Below are 24,072 nucleotides of genomic sequence, written 5' to 3'. Positions count from 1 at the left end.
GAGTCGAAACCAGCAATGCATTCTGTGGAAACCAGAAATGTCGGCCGCGACAGCCTGTTTCTCTTTGCAGAGCTGGAATTCGAAGGCCAGACGGATCCGGTCCGGGTCAAAGTGCGTAATCTGTCTGCCGGTGGCATGATGGCAGAAGCCCCGATTTCGACTGCTCGCGGCGAACGGCTCACTATCAGATTGCGCAATCTCGAGGCGGTAAAGGGCACCATCGCTTGGGTGCAAGGAGACCGTTTCGGAATCTCTTTCGATACCAAAATCGATCCCCGCGTTGCCCGTGCTCCTGTCGGCAATACCGAAGGAGCCAGCAGTCCGCGGTTTACCCGATCGATTGCCGCCGCTCCTAGGCATGGCGATGGGCCGCTGCGGGTCGTCTGAGGGCGTCCGTTACTTACGATTGGGCCGCGCAAAACTCGCGGCTGACGCAATCATATCTCCCTGCTAGGCGAAAGCCATGCGCTCCGCTTTCGCTCTCCTTGCGACGATTCTCCTCGCGGCTTGTTCGAGCGGGATCGATGACGGTATCGTCGACGTCGCATTCATTTCGAGCGAGGAGGAATTGGACGCCGACGGGCTGCGTCTGGGACCTGCCGCGCAACATGTTCGCGCTGCGCAATCACAAGGCCTGGTCGCCCTGTCAGCCAACGGAGCGGTCGTTCCGGCGATCGCCGAACGCTGGATCGTCACCGACGACGGATCGAGCTATATTTTCCGCATTCGCGAATTCGACCTGCCCGACGGAACCCGCCTGACCGCTCAGGCGGTGCGCGACAATCTCGTTGCGGTTCTGAGCCGGCTCGAAGGCACCTCGCTCGGGCTAGACCTTGCAAAAATCCGCGAAGTGCGGGCGATGACGGGGCGGGTCATCGAAATCCGCCTCCGTGGTTCGATGCCGGACCTGTTGCAGCTCCTGGCCCAGCCGGAACTGGGCTTGGTGCTCGACGGGGCGCAGGCAGGGCCGATGACGGTGCGTGGCGAGGATGGCGGCGTGCTATTGGAGGCGATGCCGCCTGAAAGCCGCGGCCTGCCGAGCCAGCCGGATTGGGACGAAGGGCTTGCGGCGGTGAAGATTTCTGCCGTCGATGCTCGCGCGGCGACCCAGGGCTTCGCCGAGGGGCGTTACGAGCTGGTTCTGGGTGGGCACCTGGCCTCGCTGCCGCTGGCGGATGTCGGACCGCTCAGCCGCGGCACGATCCGGCTCGACGCGGCACTTGGCCTTTTCGGCCTCGACGTCCAGCGTCGCAATGGCTTTCTTGCCGAGGCCGAAAACCGCGAAGCGCTTGCCATGGCAATCGACCGATCGACCCTGATGAGCGCCTTCAATATCGGCGGCTGGATCCCGACGACGCGGATCGTATCGCCGGACCTGCCGGGCGATACGGGGACAGTGCCGGAACGTTGGGAGGGGCAGTCCATCGATGAGCGTCGCGGAACGGCGTCCGCCCGCGTCCAACAATGGCGCGCTGGCGAAGCAGATGTGCCGACAGTATCGATCTGGCTGCCAGAAGGCCCCGGCTCCGACCTGCTCTTCGAAGCCCTGGCGCGGGACTTTGCGACGATCGGAGTGGCCAGTTCGCGCAGCGCGAATCGGCGCGAGGCGGACCTTGCGCTGCGCGACCGGGTGGCTCGCTACGGCGCAGCGCGCTGGTTCCTCAACCAGTTCAACTGCCGGGTTTCCGCCGCGGTATGCCTCGAAGATGTCGATTATCTCGTCGGGCTGGGGGTCGATGCGCGCAATCTGGCCGAAGAAGAGTCCTATCTCGCCGAAGCCGAGACGGCATTGCTCGCGGCCAATACCTACATCCCGCTCGGTGCGCCGATCCGGTGGTCCCTTGTGCGCGGTGAGGTCGACGGGTTCCTAGAAAACCGCTGGAACGTCCATCCCTTGTTCCCGCTCACGCGCGCTCCCATCTAGAACGCATGGCCGATGGACCTGAACCCCTGCGCCCGATGGGCATCGAACTGCCGACGGGCAACGACCCCGTCTCGATCCGCAAGCGGATTGAAGCGATGGAACACCTGCTCGAACGCAGCTTTACCATCCCGGGCACGAAATACCCCGTCGGACTGGACTCCATCATCGGACTTGTCCCGGTCATCGGCGACGTGGTCACGGCTGCCATGGGGGCGTACATCGTCTGGGAAGCCCGCAACCTCGGCATTCCGAAGTGGAAGCTGTGGCGCATGGCCGGCAATATCGCGTTCGACAGCGCGGTGGGTGCCGTCCCCCTCGTCGGCGACGCCTTCGACCTCGCCTTCCGGTCGAACACACGGAACCTGCGAATCGTGAAGAAGCATCTCGACAAGCACCATCCGCACACCATGGTGATCGACCGGTAGTTTCGCCGCCATAGTTTCGCCCCCACAGTTTCGCACGCCGCGAATGCGCGCTAGGGCGAAGGGATGGCGCAAGACGTTACCTATTCCGGCTATCTCGATCTCGACCGCATTCTGGCGGCGCAGCATCCCGCTTCCGATGCGCATGACGAAATGCTGTTCATCATCGTCCATCAAGCCAGCGAATTATGGCTGAAACTTTGCCTGCACGAGCTGGAGGAAGCGCGTGCCTGCATCATCGCAGACCGGCTGCGCCCGGCTTTCAAGATGCTCGCCCGCGTGGCGCGCGCGCAGGGGCAGTTGATCCAGAGTTGGGAGGTGCTCAGCACCATGACCCCACATGATTATTCGACCATCCGCCCGCATCTTGGGAGCTCCAGCGGCTTCCAGAGCGCGCAGTACCGGATGATGGAATTCATGCTCGGCGGCCGGAAGCCCGACATGGTGACTATGCACGAGGCGACGCCGAAGGTCGCGGCGGAACTGCGCGAGGAACTGGCGCGCAAGAGTATCTATGCCGAAGCGGTAGCCCTGCTGGCGCGGCGAGGCTTCGAAATACCGCAGGACGTGCTCGACCGACCGGTCGACGAGGCTTGGGACCATTCTCGCGAGGTCGAAGCCGCGTGGGCGGAAATCTATCGCGATCCTCAGGAGCACTGGGATCTCTACGAACTGGCCGAGAAGCTCGTCGATCTCGAATACCACTTCCAGCGCTGGCGCTTCGGCCATCTGAAGACGGTCGAACGCATTATCGGCTTCAAGAAGGGCACCGGCGGGACGCCCGGCGTGCCTTATCTGGCAGGCGTGCTGAAGGCCGCCTTCTTCCCGGAGCTGCTCAGTGTGAGGACGGCGATATGAGCTCGTGGCGCAGCAAGCGGCGGATCTGGGACATCTCGCAAACCCTGCGGCCCGGCTTGCCGGTGTGGCCGGGTGACACCGACTTCGCCTTCGACCGGACCTGGAAAATGGAGGACGGCTCCCCGGTCAATGTCGGGCGGATGACGATGAGCACCCATTCGGGCACCCACGGCGATGCGCCGCTGCATTACTCTGCCGATGCGCCGGATATCGCGAGCGTGGAACTCGACCCCTATATCGGCGAGTGCCTGGTCGTGGACGCTACCGGCGTGACCGGCGGCGAGGTTAATGTCGGCGACCTGCCGCATATCGAAAGCGCTGACCGCGTACTGTTCCGCACCTTCGCGCGTTTCCCGCATGATGAGTGGGACAGCGGCTTCACGGCGATAGCCGCCGAAACGATCGAATGGCTTGCGCTGCAGGGCGTCAAGCTGATCGGGACCGACGCGCCGAGCGTCGATCCGCAGGACAGCAAGACGATGGCGGCGCACAAGGCGGTGCTGGACCACGACATGCGCATCCTCGAAGGGCTGGTGCTCGATGAAGTGCCGGAGGGGCGCTACGAGCTGGTGGCGCTGCCACTGAAAGTGGCGGGCGGCGATGCGGGCCTGTGCCGTGCGATCCTGCGGGAGCTGGCCGTATGATCGAGCGCGCGCGCATCCTCGACGCGGGCGATCCGCTCGCACAGTACCGCGATCGGTTCCACGTGCCCGAAGGCGTGATCTATCTCGACGGCAATTCGCTCGGCTGCCTGCCGAAGGCAACGCCCGACCGGCTGGTAGAAGTAGTGCAGGGCGAATGGGGCGAGGGGCTGATCCGCAGCTGGAACGCCGCCGGCTGGATCGACCTGCCGCAACGCGTCGGCGCGAAGATCGCCCCGCTGATCGGGGCGCAGCCGCATGAGGTGATCGTCGCCGACAGTGTCTCGGTGAACCTGTTCAAGCTGATCAGCGCGGCGCTGATGATGCGCCCCGGCCGCAAGGTCGTACTAAGCGAGCCGGGCAATTTCCCGACCGACATCTACATGATCGAAGGGCTTGAGGCGCAGGGTCTTGCCGAGCGGGGGCTGGCATCGCGCGAGAACCTGATCGACGCGCTGAACGACGACGTCGCGCTGCTGCTGCTGACCCATGCCCATTACAAGACCGGCGAACTGTTCGACATGGCCGCGCTGACCGAAGCCGCGCACCAGGCGGGCGCGCTGGTGCTGTGGGACCTGTCGCATTCTGGCGGCGCGCTCCCGATCGATCTGAACGCTTGCGGAGCGGATTTCGCAGTCGGCTGCGGCTACAAATACTTCAATGGCGGCCCCGGCGCGCCGGCCTACGCCTTTATCGCCGAGCGGCATCACGGCGATGTACGCCAGCCGCTGAGCGGATGGATGGGCCATGCCCGTCCGTTTGCCTTCAGCGACGATTACGAGCCCGCACCGGGGGTTGATCGCCTGCTGTGCGGCACACCCGGCATCCTCGGCCTTGCGGCGCTGGAGGTCGGGGTGGACCTGATTGCCGAGATCGGCATCGAGCGGCTTCATGCGAAGTCACAGGCCTTGTCCGAGTTTTTCCGGCAGTGTCTCGCCGAAGCGGACCTCGATATGGATCTCGTTAGCCCGAGCGATCCTGCGAAGCGCGGCAGCCAGCTATCGTTCCGCCATCCGGAAGCCTATGCGATCTGCCAGGCGCTGATCGCCCGGGGGGTGATCGGCGATTTTCGCGATCCCGACATCCTGCGCTTCGGCTTCGCGCCCGCCTATCTGCGTTTTGCCGACATGGCGGAAGCCGTGCGCCATTTGGCGGAAGTGCTCGAAACCGGCGAATGGCAACGTGCGGAATTTCGCGAACGGGCTGCTGTCACCTGAGTTGCAAGGCTCGCTTCGTCGCAATCGCACATTTCGGATTTGACCGACCTCCTTATTTTCGCCACAATTGCGCCACCTGCCACATTGGGCAGAATCAAGGGGATACCTCATGAAATTCAACCACGTAACTCTCGTCGCTTCGGCTTTCGCATTCGCAGCGCTCGGCGCCTGCGCCGAAAGCGAGCAGGAAGCTCAGGAAGATCTGGTCGAACAGCAGGCCGAATCGCAGGAAGACCTGCTTGAAGAGCAGGCCGACCTCGCCGAAGCACAGGGCGACGAAGCAGCTGAAGAAGCTCTCGACGCCGAAGCCGACGCCATGGGTGAAGCCGGCGACGCAGCGGAAGACGCTGTCGACGAAGGCGCAATGGACGAAACCGGCATGTAATCGGCTGGCCTGCTGGAATATTACCAGCGGGAATTCAGGCGGCGCCAGTCTTCGGACCGGCGCCGCTTTCTTTTCGAGAAAGGAGGACGAAGCGACGGTTCAGCTTGGTTTCTTGCCGATGCTGGCCCGGTACTCCTCGATCGTCATCGCATCCTCGTACCCCTCCTCGCCGGGTCCAATGCAATCGCCTGTGACTACGACATTGCCGAACATTCCGCCCTGTACTTCCGCAGTGGGAGCAGCAATGCGCGCATCTACGCCCTTCGCTTCACAAAGATCGGCCAGCTTGTTGCTTGCCTGATTGGTTGCCATCGACACGCAGCCGCACAAGGCCGCAATCGCCGGTACGAGACCGGCCATAAGCAATCGATTCATAGACACTGGTTTCCCGGCACCGGATTTGGTGCAGACCGTTAAATACTATCGCTGTTTGAGCCGGATAAGCCGGAATCGCACCGTGATCGCGAATCCACTGAACTGCGACCAAAAGATCACTCTTCCAGTTCGATGTCCCAATAGAGCCAGTCACGCCAGGTTTCGTGCAGGTAGTTCGGCGGGAATTGCTTGCCGTGCTGTTGCAGTTGCCAGTGCGTCGGCCGGATCGGTTTGGCGTAGAGTTGCATATTCGCTTGCTGCGGTGTGCGCCCGCCCTTCTTGAGGTTGCAGGGCGCGCAGGCGGTGGCGATGTTTTCCCACGTAGTCTTGCCGCCGAGACGCCGGGGGATCACGTGGTCGAAGGTGAGATTGCCCATATCGCCACAAAACTGGCAGCTGAAGCGATCGCGCAGGAACAAGTTGAAGCGCGTGAAGGCGGGAAACTCGCTCGGCTTCACATATTGCTTCAGCGCAATCACGCTGGGGATCTTCATGTCGAGATTGGGCGAATGGACCTCGCGCTCGTAGCTGGCGATCACGTCGACGCGGTCGAGGAAGATCGCCTTGATCGCGGTTTGCCAGGGCCACAGGCTGAGCGGGTAGTAGGAAAGGGGAGTGTAATCGGCATTCAAGACGAGGGACGGACACGACTGCAGATTGCGCGTCGGATCCTCGGCACTACTTCGAAACCTTGCGGCCCTCTCCAGCAGTTCGGCCCTGAACATGCGACACGCTCCTCCCGATGGATCTGAAAATGCACTTGCATCGGGAAGCGTCAAGACTGTTACAGACAGGCTATCCACAAACTTGTCCCGAGGATCGACAGCTTGGCCGTCACCCGCTTCGCCCCCAGTCCCAACGGTCCGCTGCATCTCGGCCATGCCTATTCGGCGATTGTCGCGCACGATCTGGCGAAGGAGCGGGGCGGGCAATTCCTGCTGAGGATAGAAGATATCGACGGCGCGCGATCGCGGCCGGAACTGGCCGACGAATTCCGCCGCGACCTCGAATGGCTCGGGCTCGAATGGGACGAAGTGCCAACGCAATCATCCCGGCTGGAGAGCTATGACGAGGCTGCGCGAGAGCTGCTGGAGAAAGGACTGCTTTATCCCTGCACCTGCACACGGGCGGAAATCGAAGCCTTGAAACCACGGCTGGGACCGGAAGGGTTGGTCTATCCAGGCACCTGCAAGGGCCGCCTGCTCGATCCCGCGAAACCAGCGGCTTTGCGCCTCGATGTCGATTGCGCGATGGCGCGCGCCGGCGATCTTGAGTGGGAAGACGAGCTTGCCGTATGCATGACAGCAGACCCGCGCGAAGCCGGTGATGTGGTGATCGTTCGCAAGGATGCGCCGGCCAGCTACCACCTCGCCGCGACGCTCGACGATGCAGCGGACGGCGTGACGCTGGTCACACGCGGCCAGGACCTGTTTCCCGCGACCCACGTCCATCGTCTGCTCCAGGCATTGCTCGGCTTGCCCGTACCAAGCTGGCATCATCATGGGCTGCTGATGGACGAGAGCGGCAAGAAGCTCGCCAAGCGCCGTGGCTCGCCGTCGCTGGCGGAACGCAGAAACAGTGGCGAGGATGGACTGTTGCTTGCCGAGCAACTGCGCTTGCACCGTTTTCCGGCTGGTATTTCGCTCGCCAGCACCTAAGTCATGGGCACCATGAACACATTCCTCGCCATCGTCCTCGTCGTCCTCATGATCCTCGTCGTCGTCAGCCTCGTGCGCGGCATCGTGGCGTTCCTGAAAAGCACGAAGGTCGATCTCGAAAGCGGCGAGCAGGTCGATGCGACCGAGATGCAGCTGGCGCAGAACCGCGCGATGTTCGCCCGCGTGAAATACCAGGCGCTGGCTATCGCGGTGGTCGCAATCATCCTCGCTATCGCCAACTGAGTGCGGCCAGGCCCGCGCGACATGGTCAAGCTAAACAAGATCTACACCCGCACCGGCGACGACGGCACGACCGGCCTTGTCGACGGATCGCGCCTGCCCAAGCACGATGCACGCATGGAAGCGATCGGTGTGGTGGACGAAGCCAACAGCGCACTCGGCCATGCAGCCGTAGCACTGGCGCAGAGCGGCTATGCCGACGATCTGTTCCGTATCCAGAACGACCTGTTCGACCTTGGGGCCGATCTGGCGACGCCTGCCGCGGATGGCGACGATTTCGCACCATCCGAGATGGTGCTGCGGATCGTCGCCAAGCAGGTTGCCTGGCTGGAGCAGGCGATCGATAGGGCCAACGATCGGCTGGAACCGCTGACGAGCTTTGTCCTTCCCGGCGGCAGCGAGGGCGCGGCGCGGCTGCATATCGCGCGAGCCGCCGTTCGGCGCGCCGAACGGGCGATGACGGCCATGGCCGCCGAAGTTCGCACCAATCCCCAGGGGCTCGCCTATATCAACCGCCTGTCGGACTATCTCTTCGTGCTCGCCCGCGTTGCCAATCGCGACGGAACGGACGACGTCAAATGGGTGCCAGGCCAGAACCGCTGAAACGCGGCTAGCCAGCCCCTGCCGCCTTCGCTAGTGCAAGCGCTTTGCTGCAAGTGCGAAGGAATTTTCGATGAGCAAGACAATCGGCATTATCGGCGCCGGACAGATGGGGTCGGGGATCGCCCAGACAGTGGCCGCGCATGGCATGCAAGTGCTGCTGGCTGACGTCGGCCTCGAAGTCGCCGAGAAGGCACACGCCGGGATCGACAAGGCACTCGGCAAGCTGGTCGGCAAGGGCAAGATCGAGATTGCCGATGCCGAAGCGACGCTGAAGCGGATCACTCCGGTGGGCGACTACGCGCCGATGTCCCATGCAGACATCATCATCGAGGCGGCGACCGAGAAGGAAGAAATCAAGCAGGCTATCTTCGAGAAGGCAGGCGAAGTGCTGGCGCCGGACGCGATCATGGCGTCGAACACCAGTTCCATCCCCATCACGCGCATGGCGAATTATTCGCCCGACCCGGCGCGCTTCATCGGCCTGCACTTCTTCAATCCCGTCCCGGTGATGGGCCTGATCGAGGTTATTCCCGGCCTCGCCACTGCGCAGACCACCACCGACCGTATCACCGCCTTCGCCGAAGGGCTGGGCAAGCAGGTGGTGCTGAGCCAAGACGAGCCCGGCTTCGTAGTCAACCGCATCCTGTTGCCGATGATCAATGAAGCGGTTTTCGTGCTCGGCCAGTCGACGGCGGGGATCGAAGACATCGACAAGGGCTGCCGGCTCGGCCTCAACCACCCGATGGGGCCGCTGCAACTGGCCGATTTCGTAGGGCTGGACACCTGCCTCGACATCATCATGGTGCTCTACAAGACCACCCGCGACGCTAAATACCGCCCCGCGCCGCTGCTTGTGAAATACGTCGAAGCCGGCTGGCTCGGCCGCAAGACCGGGCGCGGGTTTTACGACTACTCGGGCGACGAGCCTGTCGCGACGAGGTGATTTTGGTTTGCGTGCGGTCGGGACATCCGTCCCGACCTTGCAGCGGCTCCAGCCCACTCCCCCACCCGGCCACCCAATCAGTATAGTGCCGTGGGTGGCTGGGTGGGGGAGTGGGCTGGAGCCGCAAGCCTTAGACGGATGTCGAAGGCGCACCCAACAAAAGCGGAACCCCCGCCCCCGCCACGCCGTTGACCCTGCAAAGGAGATCACCCGCGATGAGCGATACCACCAAGACCAACACCCCCGTCGGCGAAAGCAAGGAGGCGCGCATGGCTAATCTGGCGCCCGAGATGCACAATGACGAGCAGGACGATCACCGCAACCAGGCGCAGGAAGTCGCCGAGGAAGCGCAGTCGACCACTACCGAGACCACCTCGCCGACCGAAAGTGTCAAGGGCGACAACAAGTCAGGCCTGATGGGCGATTCGACGCAGGACACGATCGATCACATGCGCGACATGGAAAGCTCGGGCCGGATCGACATGGATGCCTACAAGGGTGAGCCGAACCATGATGACAATGTCGATAAGTACGGCAAAGACAAGAAGCCGGATGGCCTGCAGGGAGACGGCACCTAACCGTTGTCGGTCATCACCCAGAGACCGATGCTAAGGACAACCGAGCCAGTTGCCACAGCATAGGCCATCGCGCGGAAGTTCATGGTCGAGATGGCCTCGAATTTATGCGTATCCAGGCGGGCCAGCGTTTTGCATGCCCGCCTTTCTGCTTTTACCGCAAGCCACCCACCACCGAGAATGAACACCGTCGCGATGAGCTTGGGCATCCATGACGGGTCCCATGCGCCGAACAGCGCCCTGAAGCCGAGGCCGATGCCGATCGCGGCGAACGCCGTCCGCATCCAGCCGGCAAATGTGCGCTCCATCGCCATGATGTTGCGATCTTCGGCAAGGTCCGTGCGGAACTCTGCCCACTCGGTGCTCTTGTCGGATTTTTTCGGGGGGTCGTCCTGCGCCATGCCGGTATAAGCGGTGGACGGCGAGCAAGGTTCCGCTAGCGGACTTCGGGAGCGGTAACGACCAGAGGCTGTGTGTCGTCGATCAGATGGCTTTCATCGACAGGGCGCGGCTCCACAACTTGCGGCGCTTGCGGTTCGGGCGGGGTACCCCAGTCGCTCCCCGCATCCGACGCGGCATACCATGCATCCAGCGCGGCATCGTCTTGCCTGCTGGGTCGGGGTGCCGCAGACGGGGCCTGCGTTACCTTCATGGCGTCTTGCGGAGCAGGTTCGTAAGCGGCGGCACTTGCAGGACCATTCCCCGAAGCGTCCACCTGCTGAGCAAGCAGACCCGGATCGTCCTCCCCGCCGATCATTACGGCGACGAACCAGAGGAACAAGCCGATCATCAGCAACTTCTTGCCGTGCGTCGTGAGTAGACCGTCTTCCATCGTGCGCAATATTACAGCGCCGGAAGTTAAGGCTTGGTTGAACCTCCCAGCGCCTTGAGTTCGTAGAGCTTGTCCAAGGCCTCGCGCGGACTGAGCGTGTCGATATCGAGCACTTCGAGCGCGTCGCGCAGCGCATCGTCCGGCTCGTTTTCGGCCTGCAAGCTTGCTGCGAACAGCGGTAATTCCCCCAGTCCTGCGGCGAGCCCGCCGGTCTCCGCGCGGCCCTTTTCCAGCTTAGCAAGAACCGCCTTGGCGCGCTTCAGCACGGGTTGGGGTACGCCCGCCAGACGTGCGACATCGAGGCCGTAGCTGCGATCGGCGGCGCCGCCGGTAAGTTCGTGCAACAGCACCAGGTCGCCTTTCCACTCGCGCGCCCGCACATGGTGCAGGCTGAGCGCGTCGCAGGTGTCGGCAAGGCGGCTGAGCTCGTGGTAATGCGTCGCGAAGAGGCAGCGGCAGCGCAATTGCTCGTGAACTGCCTCGACCACCGCCCATGCCAGCGCCATGCCGTCGTAAGTCGACGTGCCACGCCCGACTTCGTCGAGAATGACGAAACTGCGCTCCGTGGCCTGCGAAAGGATGGCAGCCGTCTCGACCATCTCCACCATGAAGGTGGAGCGCCCGCGCGCAAGGTTGTCGCTCGCACCGACGCGGCTGAACAACCGGTCCGCCAAACCAATGCGCGCGCTACTCGCCGGCACATAGCTGCCAGCCTGCGCCAGCAGCAGGATCAGCGCGTTCTGGCGCAGGAACGTCGATTTGCCGCCCATGTTCGGGCCGCCGATCAGCCAGAGCCGGTCGTCCTCACCCAGCGAGCAATCGTTGGCGACGAAGCGCTCGCCCGATTTCGCCAGTGCCTGCTCCACCACCGGGTGACGTCCACCGACGACTTCGAGACATGGCGCGTCGAGCATTTCGGGGCGCGCCCAGTCGCCCTCGACCGCGCGTTCCGCCAGCCCTGCGGCCACATCGATCCGGGCGAGCGCGGCGGCGGTGGCGGCGATCGCTTGCCGCGCGGTCACAACCTCACCGACCAGTTCCTCGAAATGCGCTTCCTCCGCCGCCAGCGCATGCGCGCCAGCCTCGGCAATGCGGGTCGCTTCCTCGTGCAGGCCGATGGAGTTGAACCGCACTGCGCCCGCCATGGTCTGGCGGTGCGTGAAGCCGCTGTCCGCCGCCATCAGCTTGTCGCCGTGCTTGGCAGGAACTTCGATGAAATAGCCGAGCACCTTGTTGTGCTTGATCTTGAGCGAGGCGGTATCGGTTTCCTCGCGATATCTGGCTTCCAGCGCGGCTATCGCCTTGCGCGCATTGCCGCTGGTCTCGCGCAGCGCATCGAGCGCGTGGTCGTAGCCGCTGGCGATGTAGCCGCCCTGCTGGCGCTCCGTCGGTGGCGAGGGAACGAGGGCGCGATCGAGATGGTCGATGAGCGCCGAATGGCCGCCCAAGGCCGTCAGCGCGTCCCGGAGGAGGGCAGGCAGGTCCGCGCTCGCTTCCAGCACCCCCCGCACGCGGCGCGCTTCGGACAGGCCATCGCGGATTTGGCCGAGATCGCGCGGGCTGCCGCGTCCTGCGACCAGCCGCCCCAGAGCGCGACCGATATCTGGAGCCTGCCTCAATAACGCTCGCAGATCGGCTCGCAGCAGAGGGTCGATATGAAAATGATGGATGGCGGCATGCCGCGCCTCGATCTGTCCGCGATCCGCCAGCGGCGCAGCCAGATCCTCCGCCAGCTGCCGCGCCCCCGCGCCGGTGACGCAGCGGTCGATGCAGGAGACGAGGCTTCCGGCGCGCCCGCCACCCTGAGCCTCGAGGATTTCGAGGCTCGCGCGGGTTGCTGCATCCATCGCCAGATGCGCGCCCGATCCGCGCGCCACGGGCGGAAGTAGGAAGGGTAGCTCGCCGCGACCCGCATGGTCGAGATAGGCGATGAGGCCCGCAGCGGCAGCCAGCATCGGACGCGTGAAGTCTCCGAGCCCGTCGAGCGTCGCGACGCCGTGGATGCTCTTGAGCCGCGCTTCGCCATCCTCGCTGCGAAAGTCGGCGCGTGGGCGGGCGATCACATCTTCGGTGCCGTCTTCCCAATCTTCCGGCGCCACAACTTCGCTCGCACCCAGCCGCGCCAGGGCAGCATCGAGCGCGCTCGCCTCGCACTCTTCCAGCTCCATGCGTCCGGTCGAGATGTCGCAGCTCGCCAGTCCGACGCCGTCGCGCACCGGAGCGACCGCGACCAGCAGGTTCGCGCGCCGCGGTTCGAGCAGTGCCTCCTCGGTCAGCGTACCCGCCGTCACGAAGCGCACGATGTCGCGCGCAACGAGCGCCTTGGACGTCGGCGTGCCGTCGCGTTTGGCGCGGGCCTTGGCCTCGTCGGGCGTTTCCGTCTGCTCGGCGATGGCGACGCGGCAGCCGCCCTTGATCAGCCGCGCGAGGTATCCTTCCGCCGAATGCACCGGCACGCCGCACATCGGCACCGGTTCTCCGCCATGCTCGCCGCGGCTGGTCAGCGCAATGTCGAGGATGCCTGCAGCCACCTTGGCATCCTCGAAGAATAGCTCGAAGAAATCGCCCATGCGATAGAACAGCAGCGCATCGCCGGCCTCGCGCTTGAGCGCGAGATATTGCTGCATCATCGGGGTCGGCTGGCCGGACATGCCCCATGCCGTAGCTTGTGCGCTTCCGATTCGGGAAGCGGCGGAGCGGCAGGTTTCCCCTACCGCTGGGCGGACAAGCAGGTTAGGGGCGGGGCAACTGGCAACGAGGTCTGCATGTCCGAAGACGATACGAGCGCATTCAAGCGGCGCGAAGCGCTGTTCTACCACGAGACGATCCGCCCCGGTAAGATCGAGATCATCGCCAGCAAGCCGATGGCGACGCAGCGCGACCTCTCCCTCGCCTATTCGCCGGGCGTCGCCGCGCCGGTGGAAGCGATCGCGGAAAATCCGAAGGACGCCGCGCGCTACACCGCCCGCTCCAACCTCGTCGCGGTCATTTCCAACGGCACCGCCATCCTCGGCCTCGGCAATCTCGGTGCGCTGGCATCGAAGCCGGTGATGGAAGGAAAGGCCGTGCTCTTCAAGCGCTTCGCCGATGTCGACTCCATCGATCTCGAACTCGATACCGAGGATCCGGAAAAGTTCATCGAAGCCGTCGCGCTGATGGAGCCGAGCTTCGGCGGCATCAATCTGGAAGACATCGCCGCGCCCGAATGCTTCATCATCGAGCAGGCGCTGCGCGAGCGGATGAATATTCCGGTCATGCATGATGACCAGCACGGCACCGCCATCATCTCCGCAGCCGGGCTGATCAATGCCTGCCACCTCACCGGGCGCAAGCTTGAGGATGTGAAAATGGTCGTGAATGGCGCGGGCGCTTCGGCACTCGCCTGCACCGCGCTGATCAAGTCGGTCGGGGTGCGGCCGGAGAACGTCATCGTCTGCGACCGGTCGGGCCCGATCTATCCGGGCCGCGAGGGCGTCGACCAGTGGAAGAGCGCCCACGCGACTGAGACCGAGGCGCGTAGCCTGGAAGAGGCGCTGGAGGGCGCGGATGTTTTCCTCGGCCTGTCGGCTGCCGGTGCGCTCAAGCCCGAGTGGGTCGGGAAGATGGCCGAGCGCCCGATCATCTTCGCCATGGCCAATCCGGTGCCCGAAATTATGCCGGAGGACGCCAAGGCCGTGCGCCCCGATGCGATCATTGCCACGGGCCGGTCCGACTATCCGAACCAGGTCAATAACGTGCTCGGCTTCCCCTTCATCTTCCGCGGCGCGCTCGACGTGCAGGCGACCGCCATCAACGAAGAAATGAAAGTTGCCGCCGCCCGCGCCATCGCCGAACTCGCCCGCGAGCGCGTGCCCGAGGAAGTCGCGGCGGCTTATGGCGTCACGCATCAGTTCGGCGAGGATTACATCATCCCCGCGCCCTTCGATCCGCGTCTGATGGAGGTCGTATCGAGTGCGGTCGCGAAGGCGGCGATGGACAGCGGGGTCGCGCAGGCGCCGATCGAGGATTTCGAGGCCTATCGGCACCAGTTGAAGGCGCGCCTCAATCCGACGACGGGCGCGCTCACCAATATCTACGCGCAGGCCAAGGCAAATCCGAAGCGCATGGTGTTTGCCGAAGCCGAGGAAGACGTCGCCCTGCGCGCGGCGATCCAGTATCGCGAATTCGGCTATGGCGAACCGATCCTCGTCGGGCGGACCGAGAAGGTGCTCGAAAAGCTGCGCGAACTGGCGGTGGACGATCCGGACGACTGGATCATCGAGAACTCGGCCGTGTCGGACAAGGTGCCCGCGATGGTCGACTTCCTCTACAAGCGCCTGCAGCGCCGCGGGTATACCGAGCGCGATGTCGGCCGCATGGTCAACCAAGAGCGTAACGTCTTCGCCGCGCTGCTGGTGGCTCTCGGCCATGGCGATGCGATGATCTCCGGCCTCACGCGCACCTTCGCGCAGACTGCGCGCGAGGTCGGCCGCGTGCTCGACCCCAAGCCGGGCGCGGTACCCTTCGGCATCCACATGATGATCGGCAAGAACTCGACCGTCTTCCTCGCCGATACGACGATCAACGAGCGCCCGACGTCGGAGCAGCTGGCGCATATCGCCAAGGAAACCGCGGCGGTGGCGCGGCGCATGGGGCACGAGCCGCGCGTTGCCTTCCTGTCCTATTCGACCTTCGGCAACCCGTCGGGCCAATGGCTCGACAATATCCGCGATGCGGTGGCGATCCTCGACGCCGAAGAACCGGGCTTCGAATACGAGGGCGAGATGGCGCCCGACGCCGCGCTCAACCCGACGGTGATGAAGCTCTATCCCTTCAGCCGCCTGTCCGGCCCCGCGAACGTGCTGATCATGCCCGGCCTGCAGTCTGCCAATCTCTCGGCAAAGCTGCTGCGCGAGCTGGCGGGCGAGACCACGGTCGGACCGATGATGATCGGGATGGAGAAGCCGGTCCAGATTGCGCCGATGACCTCCATCGCGCCCGACGTGCTGACGCTGGCCGTGCTGGCGAGCGCGGGCGTAGTCGGCTGATCCGTTGATCGCTTCGCAGCGCCATCGCTTCAGCATCCCCGACGAGGTTCATTACCTCAACTGCGCCTATATGGCGCCGCTCTCGCATGAAGTGAGCGAAGCGATGGTGGCAGCGGCGCGGCTGAAAGAGCAGCCGTGGAATTTCCGCCCGGCGGACTTCTTCAGCGTGGCGGAGGACTTTCGGTCCGCAGCAGCCGGGCTGGCGGGCGTGCCGCTAGATAGTATCGCAATCGTCCCTTCGGTCAGCTACGGTCTGGCCGTCGCCGCGAAAAATTTGTCGATTGCAAAAGGTCAGCAGATCGTCACTCTGGCCGATCAGTTCCCCTCCAATGTCTATGCATGGCAGGACCTCGCCAGCAGGACCGGCGCGGAGGTCATCGCCGTGCAGCGAGCATCGCAATCCTGCTGGAGCGATGCAGTTCTGGATGTAATCGGACCGGACACAGCTATCGTCACCGTGCCCAACTGCCACTGGGCCGACGGGCGCGTGGTCGACCTGGTCGCGGTCGGCGAGAAATGCCGCGAGCATGGCGCGGCGCTAGTACTCGATCTCACCCAGTCGCTGGGCGCGATGCCGCTAGATTTCGCCAAGGTGCAACCCGATTTCGCGGTCGCCGCCTGCTACAAATGGCTGATGGGGCCCTATGGGATCGGCATGCTGTATGTTGCTCCGAAGTATCATGGCGGGCAGCCGATCGAGCACAACTGGATCAATCGCGGCGGGTCGGAAGATTTCTCCCGGCTCCTCGATTACCGGTGCGATTTCCAGCCCGGCGCGCGGCGCTTCGACATGGGCGAGAAATCCAACCCACCGCTGCTTCGCGGTGCGCGCACCGGGATCGATTTCCTTATGGAATCCGGCGTCGACCGCATCGCCGAGGCGTTGGCGGAGCGAACAAGCGCAATCGCTGAAGACGCTGCGAAGCTCGGCCTCACCTCTGCCACTATCGGCACCCGCGCAGCGCATTTCCTCTCGCTCGAACTTCCGCACGGCGTACCCGGTGGCCTGACCGAGCGGTTGGCGGAGAACAACGTGCATGTGTCGCTACGCGGAGCATCGCTCCGGGTGACCCCGCATCTCTACAATACGCAAGCCGACCACGACGCACTGCTGGCGACGCTGGCGGAGTGCCTCGGCTAGAACGCCAGTTCTTTCCCGCTGTAATCGACGTAGCGGAAACCGCCGCTACCCGCGCCCTCGATCACATCGGCCAGGCCGCTGACGCTTTCATCTATCGTCAGCGTCGCATTGGGTCCGCCCATGTCGGTCTGGACCCAGCCGGGATGCAGCGCGAGCACTTCGATATTACGCGGCTCTGCATCCTGCTCCGCAATACCCTTCGCCAGCATGTTGAGCGCGGTCTTGCTGGTGCGGTACAGCTCGTAGCCGCCCGAACTGTCGTCGATCGAGCCCATCAGCGACGACATGAACGCCAGCGTTCCGCCCTCGGCGATCTTCGGCAGCAGCACCTTCGCCAGATGTGCAGGGCCGAAGGCATTGGTCATCATCACGTCCGCCACTTCGTCGCGGGTAGCCTGCGCGCTGTCCTGATGCTTTGCTCCGGTGATGCCGGCGTTGATGATCACTGCATCGAAGGACCCGTCGACATTATCGAAGGTGGCAGGATCGGTGACGTCCAGCGTGGCGATCTCGATGCCCTCTACGCCATGGAGCTCGTCGCTCTTCGATCGTTCGGTCGCCACCACGGTCCATCCGCGCGAGGTGAATTCCCTGACGAGGCCGAGGCCGATGCCGCGCGATGCGCCGACGATAAGGATGGTCTTGCTCATTTCGTATCTCCTAAGCCGGGTGGACCAGCGTCTTGAGGTTCATGAATTCGTGCAGGCCGAACTCGGCCAGCTCGCGCCCGTGGCCCGAGCGCTTGATACCGCCGAACGGCGCTTCGATCTTCGAGCCGTTCACTGCATTGAAGGTCGTCATGCCTGCTTCGATGGCATTCGCGAAATGCTCTTTCTCGTCATCGTCGTTCGTGAAAACCGCAGAGCCGAGGCCGTAGGGAATGGCGTTGGCGATGGTCGTCGCTTCGTCGATGTCTTTCGCCTTGTAGAGCTGGCCGACCGGGCCGAAGATTTCGTCGGTCCCGGTCTCGCTGGCGAGTGGCACGTCGGTCAGCAGGCCGGCGGTCATCCACGCACCGGGTCGGTCGAGCTTCTCCGCGCCGAACAGCAGGGTGCAGCCCTCTTGCTTCGCCTTGTCGACCTGCTTCAGCACCGTGTCGCGCTGACCCTCGCTCGACAGTGGGCCTAGATCGGTGTCCTCCTCCATCGGATCGCCAAGCTTCGCCTCTTTCAGCGCTGCGATGAAGCGGTCCGCGAAATCGTCATAGACGTTCGCATGGACGATGGTTCGCTTGCCGCAGATGCATGACTGGCCGTTGTTCTGGATGCGGGCAGTCACCGCGTCTTCAACCGCCTTGTCGATGTCGGCAGAGGGCATGACGATGAAGGGGTCGCTGCCGCCCAGTTCCAGCACCACTTTCTTCAGGTTCTTGCCTGCCCGCTCGGCCACGGCGCTACCAGCGCCTTCGCTCCCGGTCAGTGTCGCGGCGACGACGCGGTCGTCGTCGATGACCGAGCCGATCGGGTCGGAGGATACGCACAGGTTCTGGAACAGCCCCTCTGGGCCACCGGCTTCCAGGACCAGTTCCTCCATGCGTGCAGCAACGCCCTGCACAATGCTTGCATGTTTGAGCACGCCGACGTTGCCGGCGAGGATCGTCGGCGCGAGGAACCGGATGACCTGCCAGTAGGGGAAGTTCCACGGCATCACCGCGAGGACCGGACCCTGCGGCAGCCAGCGGCCTTCCGCCCGGCCGCCGTCCGACAGGTCCCAGAATTTCGACTCCAGCATCGGCGGGCCATGCTCGGCATAATAGTGCAAGAGGCTCGCGCATTTCTCGGCCTCGGCGCGCGCCTGCGTGATCGGCTTGCCCATCTCGGTGACGGCAAGCTTCGCCAGCTCTTCCGTGTTGCCCTGGTAGAGATTGCCGAGTTTCGAAAGCACTGCGGTTCGCTTGTCGAGCGGGCTTGTGCGCCAGTCGCGATATGTGCGGGCAGCGGCTTCGAGCTTCGCATCGATGCCGTTTTCATCGAGCGTTTCGTACTCGGCGATGGTCTCGCCGGTCGCGGGATTGGTGGTCGTTATCATGGGAGCGGCTCCGATTGGGTTTGCCCTATCAATCGCCGCCTACCCGGTGTCGTTCCGCGCTACCTTCGGCGAAAGCGGAAATACCAGACCTCGTGGCCGTAGACCGTGCGCGCCTTGTGCTCGTAGCGGGTTTCGGGCCAGCCGGAGGGGCGGTTCTGCCAGCTGCCGGGTCCTTCCACCAGCCATTCGAACTCATTTGTGAAGCGACGCATGACCATCAGGGCATGGCGCAGGTATACCGGATGATCGGTGCCGAAGCGGAACTCGCCGCCCGACTTCAGCTTGTCGGCGAACATGCGCACCGGACCGTCATTCATCATCCGGCGCTTGGCATGCTTGTTCTTGGGCCAGGGATCGGGGTGCAGCAGGTAAAGCATGGTGAGCGCGCCGTCGGGCACGCGACCCAGCACCTCCAGCGCGTCGCCGTGATGGATGCGGACATTGGCAAGCGTCCGCTCACGCACATGGGTCAGTGCCTGCGCCACGCCGTTGAGGAATGGCTCTGCACCGATGAAGCCATGATCGGGGAGCAGGTCGGCGCGCTCGGCCATGTGCTCGCCGCCGCCGAAGCCGATCTCGAAATGTAGCGGGCGGTCGAAGCCGAACAGCGCCTGGGACGTGACCGGGCCTTCCGCCAGGGGGCTGATCTGCGGCAGCAGCTTGTCGACCAGCTCTTGTTGGCTGGCGCGCAGGGGCTTGCCCTGGCTGCGGCCATACAGCCGGTTGAGCGTGGTCGGATCGCCTTCCTTGAATGCAGACATGGGCCGCGCGTTAGCGGTGTCCGCAAGGCCGGTCCAGATGTGCGCTAGGCGAAGAACACCCAGATCGCGAAGGATGTCGCTATGCCAACGCCGATGTTCATCGGCACACCTATTTTCAGGAAGTCTGCGAAACGGTAATTCGCCGCGCCATAGACCAGCGTGTTGGTCTGGTAACCGATCGGGGTCGCGAAGCTGGCGCTGGCGCCGAACATGACCGCCACGATCAAAGCGCGCGCGTCCACTCCGGCACTTTCCGCTAGACCGATCGCGATCGGCGTCATGATGACCGCAATCGCGTTGTTGGTCACCACTTCGGTCAGGATGCTGGTCAGCGCATAGACGATCAGGATGAGGACGAGGGGTGAACTCGCTCCGAGATAGGGCTCGATCGCGGCCACGATCAGCTCGATCGAACCGGCATTCTCCAGCCCTTTGCCGAAAGCCAGCATGGCGAAGATCAGGACCAGCGTATTCCCGTCCAGACTGCCCCACGCGTCGCTCGGTTCGACGCAGCGGGTGAGGAGGACGACGGCCACGCCGCACACGGCGAGCGCTTCGATCGGCAGGCCGAATACTGCCGCGCCGACAACCACGGCGGCGAGAGTGGCGATCGCGATGGGAGCTTTATCGCGCCGGAACGAGCGTGCGCTGGTGGCACCTACATGGGTCAGCTGCATATTGCCCTGCAGTGCTTGGGCGGCATCGCTGCCGGCAGCTATCAGGAGCCGGTCGCCGGCGCGCACCCTTGCTTCCGCCAGCGTCGGGCCGGGAATATGGCGAGGGCGCGACAGGCCGAGCACGCGTACGCGCAAGCGCGACAGGAGCGGGATATCCGCAAGCCGCTTGCCGACGATGGGATGCGAGGAAGAGATAACGGCCTCGACGATGCGGAGGTCGGCTGGGCGGTCGGTACGGGACGTCGCGACGCCGCCTCCTACCCCCACCAATCCGGTGCGGAAATCGGGGGCCTCGGCGAGGGAGTTGATTTCCTCCGGACTGGCGCTGACGATCAGATGGTCCTCGGCCTGCAGCACGTGTTCGTCGAGATTGTGGCGCCGCATTTCGGAGCCGCGCCGAATGCCGACGATCTTGACCTGGGGCCGACGGCCGATGTCGGTTTCTGCCAGTTGCCGTCCGACATAGCGGCTCTTGCCCTCAAGGATGAGGTGGGTGAGGTAGAGGTCGCTTTCCCGCTCGTCGTCCTCGATCCGCTTGCCGCGATTGGGCAGCAGGAAGGGGCCGAGTACCAGCAGAGTGGCAAGGCCGGAAACCAGCGCCACCGCACCGACTGCGGTGATCTCGAATATGCCGAAGGGGCGCTGACCGGCCTCCTGCGCGACGCCGTCGACCAGCAGGTTGGTCGAGGTGCCGATCAGCGTCATCGTGCCGCCGAGAATGGTGATGTAGGACAGCGGGATCAGCAGGCGGGTGGCGGCCACCTTCAGGACCTGCGCCAGCTTGCGCACGACGGGGATCATTACGATGACGACCGGGGTGTTGTTCATGAAGGCCGAGGCGAGCACGGTGCCCGCGCCGATCTCCGCCACTGCCGTCTTTGGGCTGCGCGATGTGCGGCGGATAACCCAGCCGGAGACCCACTCGAGGGTTCCGGTCCGCAGCAGCGCGCCCGAGAGAATAAACATCGCTGCAATCGTGATCGGCGCGGAATTGGCGAATGTGCCGAGCATGTCTTTCGCCGGCAGATAGCCCAGCGCAATCATCAGCGCGGCCGAGGCGATGGCGATCACGACGGGCGGCTGACGCTCCAGCAGGAAGGCGATAAAGGTAGCGGCCAGCAGCAAGCAGCCGATCTGGGCCGAGTAATCCGAGAGAATCGCCATAGGGGCCCGATGCACCTTCGCATGTTGACGGTGCCAAATCGCAGAGAACATCAGGGCTGCCAAGATAGATTGCGCAGCATGCAAGATACGAAAACGCCCGGCGGCCAGTGGCTGCCGGGCGTCCTCGCTATTCCCGTCCAGGGGTATTTCGTGTCAGGCGGCTTCCGCCTCTTCGTTCGGATCGCGCAGAACATAGCCGCGGCCCCATACGGTCTCGATATAGTTCTCGCCGCCGCATGCATGGCTCAATTTCTTGCGCAGTTTGCAGATGAAGACGTCGATGATCTTGAGCTCGGGTTCGTCCATGCCGCCATAGAGGTGGTTGAGGAACATTTCCTTGGTCAGCGTGGTGCCCTTACGGAGCGAAAGCAGCTCCAGCATCGCATATTCCTTGCCGGTCAGGTGGACCCGGGCGCCGTCGACTTCGACGGTCTTGGCATCGAGGTTCACCGCCAGCTTGCCGGTGCGGATGACCGACTGGCTGTGGCCCTTCGAGCGGCGCACCACGGCATGGATGCGGGCAACCAGCTCTTCGCGGTGGAAGGGCTTGGTCACGTAATCGTCGGCACCGAAGCCGAAGCTGCGGATCTTGCTGTCCATTTCGGCAATGCCGGACAGGATCAGGACCGGGGTCTGCACCTTGGCGACACGCAGTTTCTTGAGCACGTCGTAACCATGCATGTCGGGCAGGTTCAAATCGAGCAGGATGATATCGTAATCATACAGCTTGCCCAGATCGAGGCCTTCTTCGCCAAGATCGGTCGAATAGACATTGAAGCCTTCGGTCGTGAGCATGAGCTCGATCGCCTTGGCAGTGGTCGGTTCGTCTTCGATCAGCAGTACACGCATGGGAAATCCCCCGTTGGTCCCTAGTGTCCGGTAACCCCTCGCTAAGAGGTGTTGACCTGTATTAACCACACAAGGTCTGAAGGGAAAAGGTTAACAGCGGGTAAAGCGCGTTAACTTTTTTGGCTGTGGCATTAACGCGTCACAGATTCTTAAGCCTTTTTTCCCGACGTCGTTGAGCGCTCGAGCCGATACCGATCGCTTCTCGATACTTGGCGACCGTGCGCCGGGCGAGATCGAAGCCTTCCTCGTTGAGCGTGTCGGCGAGCTTCTGGTCGGACAGGACCTTCTTCGGGTCTTCGCTGTCGCACAGCGCCTTGATGCGCGCCTTGATCGCTTCGCTGCTGGCGCCTTCGCCATCGGCCGCCGCCACCCCGCTCGAGAAGAAATACTTCAGCTCGAACGTCCCGCGAGGGCAGGCGAGGTACTTGTTGCTGGTCACGCGGCTGACCGTGCTTTCGTGCATCTCGATTTCTTCGGCGACCTCGCGCAAGGTCAGCGGGCGCATGGCGGTGACGCCTTCGCGGAAGAAGCCTTCCTGTCGTTTCACTATTTCGGCGGCGGTCTTCAGGATCGTCCGCTGACGCTGGTCGAGGGCGCGGATCAGCCAGTCGGCTTCGCCCAATTGCTCGTTGAGCCATGCGGTCGAGGCCTTGTCGCGCGCACCGGCCTTGAGCTCGAAATAATATTCGCGGTTCACGACGAGGCGCGGCAGACTCGCTTCGTTGAGCCTGATGTCCCAGCCTTCGCCTTTCGGATTAAGCAGCACATCCGGGACAATCGCAGCCTCGCGCCCACCGCCATAGCGGCAGCCGGGCTTGGGATCGTAGGATCGCAGTTCGGCCAGCATATCGGCGAAATCCTCGTCGTCGACACCGCATAGGCGTTTGAGCCGCGCAACATCGCCCGCGGCGAGGCGATCGAGATTCTCGATTAGCGCAGCCATGCAGGGGTCGTAGCGATCGGCTTCCTTCGCCTGCAGCGTCAGGCATTCTGCCAGGCTGCGCGCGCCGACGCCTGTCGGGTCGAGCGACTGGACGAGCAGTAGCGCATCCTCGACTTCCTCTTCGCTTGCGCCGAGTTCCTGCGCGATCTTGCCCAGGTCGGTGTGGAGGTATCCTGCCTCGTCGAGCTCGCCGATGATCCGCAGGGCGGTCAGTGCTTCGGCCTGCGAATAGGACGCCGCACCGACCTGGTCAGAAAGGTGCTCGGCCAGCGTCGGGCCGTCGGAAGAGCGGTTTTCGAGGTCCGGCAGCTCGTCGCCGGACAACGCTCCGGCGCTGGCGGCGCGGCCCCAGTCCCCTCCATCGCCGGGGGCGGCCTCGGGGTCGAGCGCGCGGTCGGAGACGTCGAGCGCCTCGGTTCCACCCATGTCCGGCTCGCTGTCGTGCTCGTCCGGACGTTGCGGAGCGTCATCGCCCGCCTCGCGCCGCACTTCGCCCATTTCGAGCAGGGGATTGGATTCCAGCGCCTCGCCGACGAAGGTTTCGATTTCGAGGTTCGAGAGCGCGAGCAGCTTGATCGCCTGCTGCAATTGCGGCGTCATCACCAGCGACTGGGTTTGCCGGAGGTCGAGGCGAGGGGTCAGCGCCATATTGAGTTTTCTGTTGAGTGCGGAAAGCGCATACGCGATTTCCTTGCGGCACCGGCCCTCGCCCCCCCCCCCCCCCCCCCCCCCCCCCAAACGGTTTGGGGGGGGGGGGGGGGGGGGGGGCCCGGCCCCGCCCCCGGGCCGCCGGGGGGGGGGCGCCCCCC

25 protein-coding genes are annotated in these 24,072 nt (G+C 64.0%); 14 read left to right on the top strand and 11 right to left on the bottom strand.

Going from position 1 to position 24,072, the window contains the following annotated elements:
• Nucleotides 1-15 precede the first annotated feature (15 nt).
• The 7 genes from Q9K02_RS00385 (at nucleotide 16) to Q9K02_RS00355 (ending at nucleotide 5,447) form a co-directional block, all read left to right on the top strand.
• Nucleotides 16-387 (top strand): PilZ domain-containing protein, encoded by a 372-nt coding sequence (locus Q9K02_RS00385; protein WP_305931090.1) that lies wholly within the window; start codon nucleotides 16-18, stop codon nucleotides 385-387.
• Nucleotides 388-463: 76 nt separating this feature from the next.
• Nucleotides 464-1,924: an ABC transporter substrate-binding protein gene (locus Q9K02_RS00380; RefSeq protein ID WP_305931089.1), complete on the top strand. Its 1,461-nt coding sequence runs from the start codon at nucleotides 464-466 to the stop codon at nucleotides 1,922-1,924.
• Between the two features lie 5 nt (nucleotides 1,925-1,929).
• A complete protein-coding gene (locus tag Q9K02_RS00375; protein ID WP_278329596.1) occupies nucleotides 1,930-2,349 on the top strand; it encodes a DUF4112 domain-containing protein in 420 nt (139 codons plus the stop codon).
• A 63-nt stretch (nucleotides 2,350-2,412) separates the two neighbouring features.
• Nucleotides 2,413-3,204 carry a tryptophan 2,3-dioxygenase gene (locus Q9K02_RS00370; RefSeq protein WP_305931088.1) on the top strand — a complete coding sequence of 264 codons (792 nt, stop codon included), beginning with the start codon at nucleotides 2,413-2,415 and terminating at the stop codon, nucleotides 3,202-3,204.
• Nucleotides 3,201-3,848 carry an arylformamidase gene (kynB, locus tag Q9K02_RS00365; protein WP_305931087.1) on the top strand — a complete coding sequence of 216 codons (648 nt, stop codon included), beginning with the start codon at nucleotides 3,201-3,203 and terminating at the stop codon, nucleotides 3,846-3,848. Before Q9K02_RS00370 ends, kynB begins: the two co-directional genes overlap by 4 nt.
• Nucleotides 3,845-5,062 carry a kynureninase gene (kynU, locus tag Q9K02_RS00360; protein WP_305931086.1) on the top strand — a complete coding sequence of 406 codons (1,218 nt, stop codon included), beginning with the start codon at nucleotides 3,845-3,847 and terminating at the stop codon, nucleotides 5,060-5,062. Before kynB ends, kynU begins: the two co-directional genes overlap by 4 nt.
• Before the next feature lie 109 nt (nucleotides 5,063-5,171).
• Complete coding sequence (locus Q9K02_RS00355; protein WP_305931085.1) at nucleotides 5,172-5,447, top strand: hypothetical protein; 276 nt, start codon at nucleotides 5,172-5,174, stop codon at nucleotides 5,445-5,447.
• 99 nt (nucleotides 5,448-5,546) lie between these two features.
• Here the strand turns inward: Q9K02_RS00355 and Q9K02_RS00350 are convergent, their stop codons facing one another.
• Both Q9K02_RS00350 and Q9K02_RS00345 read right to left on the bottom strand, forming a co-directional pair.
• Nucleotides 5,547-5,822 (bottom strand): hypothetical protein, encoded by a 276-nt coding sequence (locus Q9K02_RS00350; protein ID WP_278329601.1) that lies wholly within the window; start codon nucleotides 5,820-5,822, stop codon nucleotides 5,547-5,549.
• A gap of 116 nt (nucleotides 5,823-5,938) precedes the next feature.
• Nucleotides 5,939-6,547 (bottom strand): HNH endonuclease, encoded by a 609-nt coding sequence (locus Q9K02_RS00345; protein ID WP_305931084.1) that lies wholly within the window; start codon nucleotides 6,545-6,547, stop codon nucleotides 5,939-5,941.
• Between the two features lie 102 nt (nucleotides 6,548-6,649).
• On the opposite strand from Q9K02_RS00345, the gene gluQRS reads away from it, so the two are divergent.
• From gluQRS to Q9K02_RS00320, 5 genes are all read left to right on the top strand, one after another.
• On the top strand, nucleotides 6,650-7,480 hold the full coding sequence (gene gluQRS / locus Q9K02_RS00340; protein ID WP_305931083.1) for a tRNA glutamyl-Q(34) synthetase GluQRS: 831 nt from the start codon (nucleotides 6,650-6,652) through the stop codon (nucleotides 7,478-7,480).
• A gap of 12 nt (nucleotides 7,481-7,492) precedes the next feature.
• On the top strand, nucleotides 7,493-7,723 hold the full coding sequence (locus tag Q9K02_RS00335; RefSeq protein ID WP_278329604.1) for a hypothetical protein: 231 nt from the start codon (nucleotides 7,493-7,495) through the stop codon (nucleotides 7,721-7,723).
• A 21-nt stretch (nucleotides 7,724-7,744) separates the two neighbouring features.
• Complete coding sequence (locus Q9K02_RS00330) at nucleotides 7,745-8,323, top strand: cob(I)yrinic acid a,c-diamide adenosyltransferase (protein WP_305931082.1); 579 nt, start codon at nucleotides 7,745-7,747, stop codon at nucleotides 8,321-8,323.
• Between the two features lie 70 nt (nucleotides 8,324-8,393).
• Nucleotides 8,394-9,266, top strand: a complete 873-nt coding sequence (locus Q9K02_RS00325) for a 3-hydroxyacyl-CoA dehydrogenase NAD-binding domain-containing protein (RefSeq protein WP_305931081.1) — start codon at nucleotides 8,394-8,396, stop codon at nucleotides 9,264-9,266.
• Between the two features lie 215 nt (nucleotides 9,267-9,481).
• The gene (locus tag Q9K02_RS00320; RefSeq protein ID WP_305931080.1) at nucleotides 9,482-9,844 is read left to right on the top strand and encodes a hypothetical protein; all 363 of its coding nucleotides are present in this window, start codon (nucleotides 9,482-9,484) and stop codon (nucleotides 9,842-9,844) included.
• On the opposite strand, the gene Q9K02_RS00315 is transcribed toward Q9K02_RS00320, so the two are convergent.
• Genes Q9K02_RS00315 through mutS form a run of 3 tightly spaced genes read right to left on the bottom strand, consistent with a single transcriptional unit; the run spans nucleotide 9,841 to nucleotide 13,324 of the window.
• Nucleotides 9,841-10,242, bottom strand: coding sequence for a YidH family protein (locus Q9K02_RS00315; protein ID WP_305931079.1), 402 nt, complete (start codon nucleotides 10,240-10,242; stop codon nucleotides 9,841-9,843). The two genes, Q9K02_RS00320 and Q9K02_RS00315, sit on opposite strands and share 4 nt — an antisense overlap.
• A gap of 35 nt (nucleotides 10,243-10,277) precedes the next feature.
• Nucleotides 10,278-10,673: a hypothetical protein gene (locus tag Q9K02_RS00310; RefSeq protein ID WP_305931078.1), complete on the bottom strand. Its 396-nt coding sequence runs from the start codon at nucleotides 10,671-10,673 to the stop codon at nucleotides 10,278-10,280.
• Nucleotides 10,674-10,699: 26 nt separating this feature from the next.
• The gene (gene mutS, locus Q9K02_RS00305; RefSeq protein WP_305931077.1) at nucleotides 10,700-13,324 is read right to left on the bottom strand and encodes a DNA mismatch repair protein MutS; all 2,625 of its coding nucleotides are present in this window, start codon (nucleotides 13,322-13,324) and stop codon (nucleotides 10,700-10,702) included.
• Nucleotides 13,325-13,438: 114 nt separating this feature from the next.
• Between mutS and Q9K02_RS00300 the strand changes: the two genes are divergently transcribed.
• Both Q9K02_RS00300 and Q9K02_RS00295 read left to right on the top strand, forming a co-directional pair.
• Nucleotides 13,439-15,700 (top strand): NADP-dependent malic enzyme, encoded by a 2,262-nt coding sequence (locus Q9K02_RS00300; protein WP_305931076.1) that lies wholly within the window; start codon nucleotides 13,439-13,441, stop codon nucleotides 15,698-15,700.
• A gap of 4 nt (nucleotides 15,701-15,704) precedes the next feature.
• Entirely contained in the window at nucleotides 15,705-16,841 is a 1,137-nt protein-coding gene (locus Q9K02_RS00295; protein WP_305931075.1) for an aminotransferase class V-fold PLP-dependent enzyme, read from the top strand.
• On the opposite strand, the gene Q9K02_RS00290 is transcribed toward Q9K02_RS00295, so the two are convergent.
• The 6 genes from Q9K02_RS00290 to rpoN all read right to left on the bottom strand — a co-directional run bounded on the left by Q9K02_RS00290 (nucleotide 16,838) and on the right by rpoN (nucleotide 23,911).
• On the bottom strand, nucleotides 16,838-17,491 hold the full coding sequence (locus tag Q9K02_RS00290; RefSeq protein WP_305931074.1) for an SDR family NAD(P)-dependent oxidoreductase: 654 nt from the start codon (nucleotides 17,489-17,491) through the stop codon (nucleotides 16,838-16,840). The genes Q9K02_RS00295 and Q9K02_RS00290 overlap by 4 nt on opposite strands.
• Nucleotides 17,492-17,501: 10 nt before the next feature.
• A complete protein-coding gene (locus tag Q9K02_RS00285; protein ID WP_305931073.1) occupies nucleotides 17,502-18,869 on the bottom strand; it encodes an NAD-dependent succinate-semialdehyde dehydrogenase in 1,368 nt (455 codons plus the stop codon).
• A gap of 59 nt (nucleotides 18,870-18,928) precedes the next feature.
• Nucleotides 18,929-19,630, bottom strand: coding sequence for a tRNA (guanine(46)-N(7))-methyltransferase TrmB (gene trmB / locus Q9K02_RS00280; RefSeq protein WP_305931072.1), 702 nt, complete (start codon nucleotides 19,628-19,630; stop codon nucleotides 18,929-18,931).
• A gap of 44 nt (nucleotides 19,631-19,674) precedes the next feature.
• Nucleotides 19,675-21,471 carry an SLC13 family permease gene (locus tag Q9K02_RS00275; RefSeq protein ID WP_305931071.1) on the bottom strand — a complete coding sequence of 599 codons (1,797 nt, stop codon included), beginning with the start codon at nucleotides 21,469-21,471 and terminating at the stop codon, nucleotides 19,675-19,677.
• 153 nt (nucleotides 21,472-21,624) lie between these two features.
• Nucleotides 21,625-22,320, bottom strand: coding sequence for a response regulator transcription factor CtrA (gene ctrA / locus Q9K02_RS00270; RefSeq protein ID WP_050601718.1), 696 nt, complete (start codon nucleotides 22,318-22,320; stop codon nucleotides 21,625-21,627).
• 139 nt (nucleotides 22,321-22,459) lie between these two features.
• The gene (rpoN, locus tag Q9K02_RS00265; RefSeq protein ID WP_305931070.1) at nucleotides 22,460-23,911 is read right to left on the bottom strand and encodes an RNA polymerase factor sigma-54; all 1,452 of its coding nucleotides are present in this window, start codon (nucleotides 23,909-23,911) and stop codon (nucleotides 22,460-22,462) included.
• Nucleotides 23,912-24,072: the final 161 nt, after the last annotated feature.

This window comes from Qipengyuania profundimaris (genome assembly GCF_030717945.1).
Taxonomy (GTDB): Bacteria; Pseudomonadota; Alphaproteobacteria; order Sphingomonadales; family Sphingomonadaceae; genus Qipengyuania; species Qipengyuania profundimaris.
The sequence above is the reverse complement of the archived record's forward strand: the minus strand, read 5'-3'. Positions and strand labels throughout refer to the sequence as shown.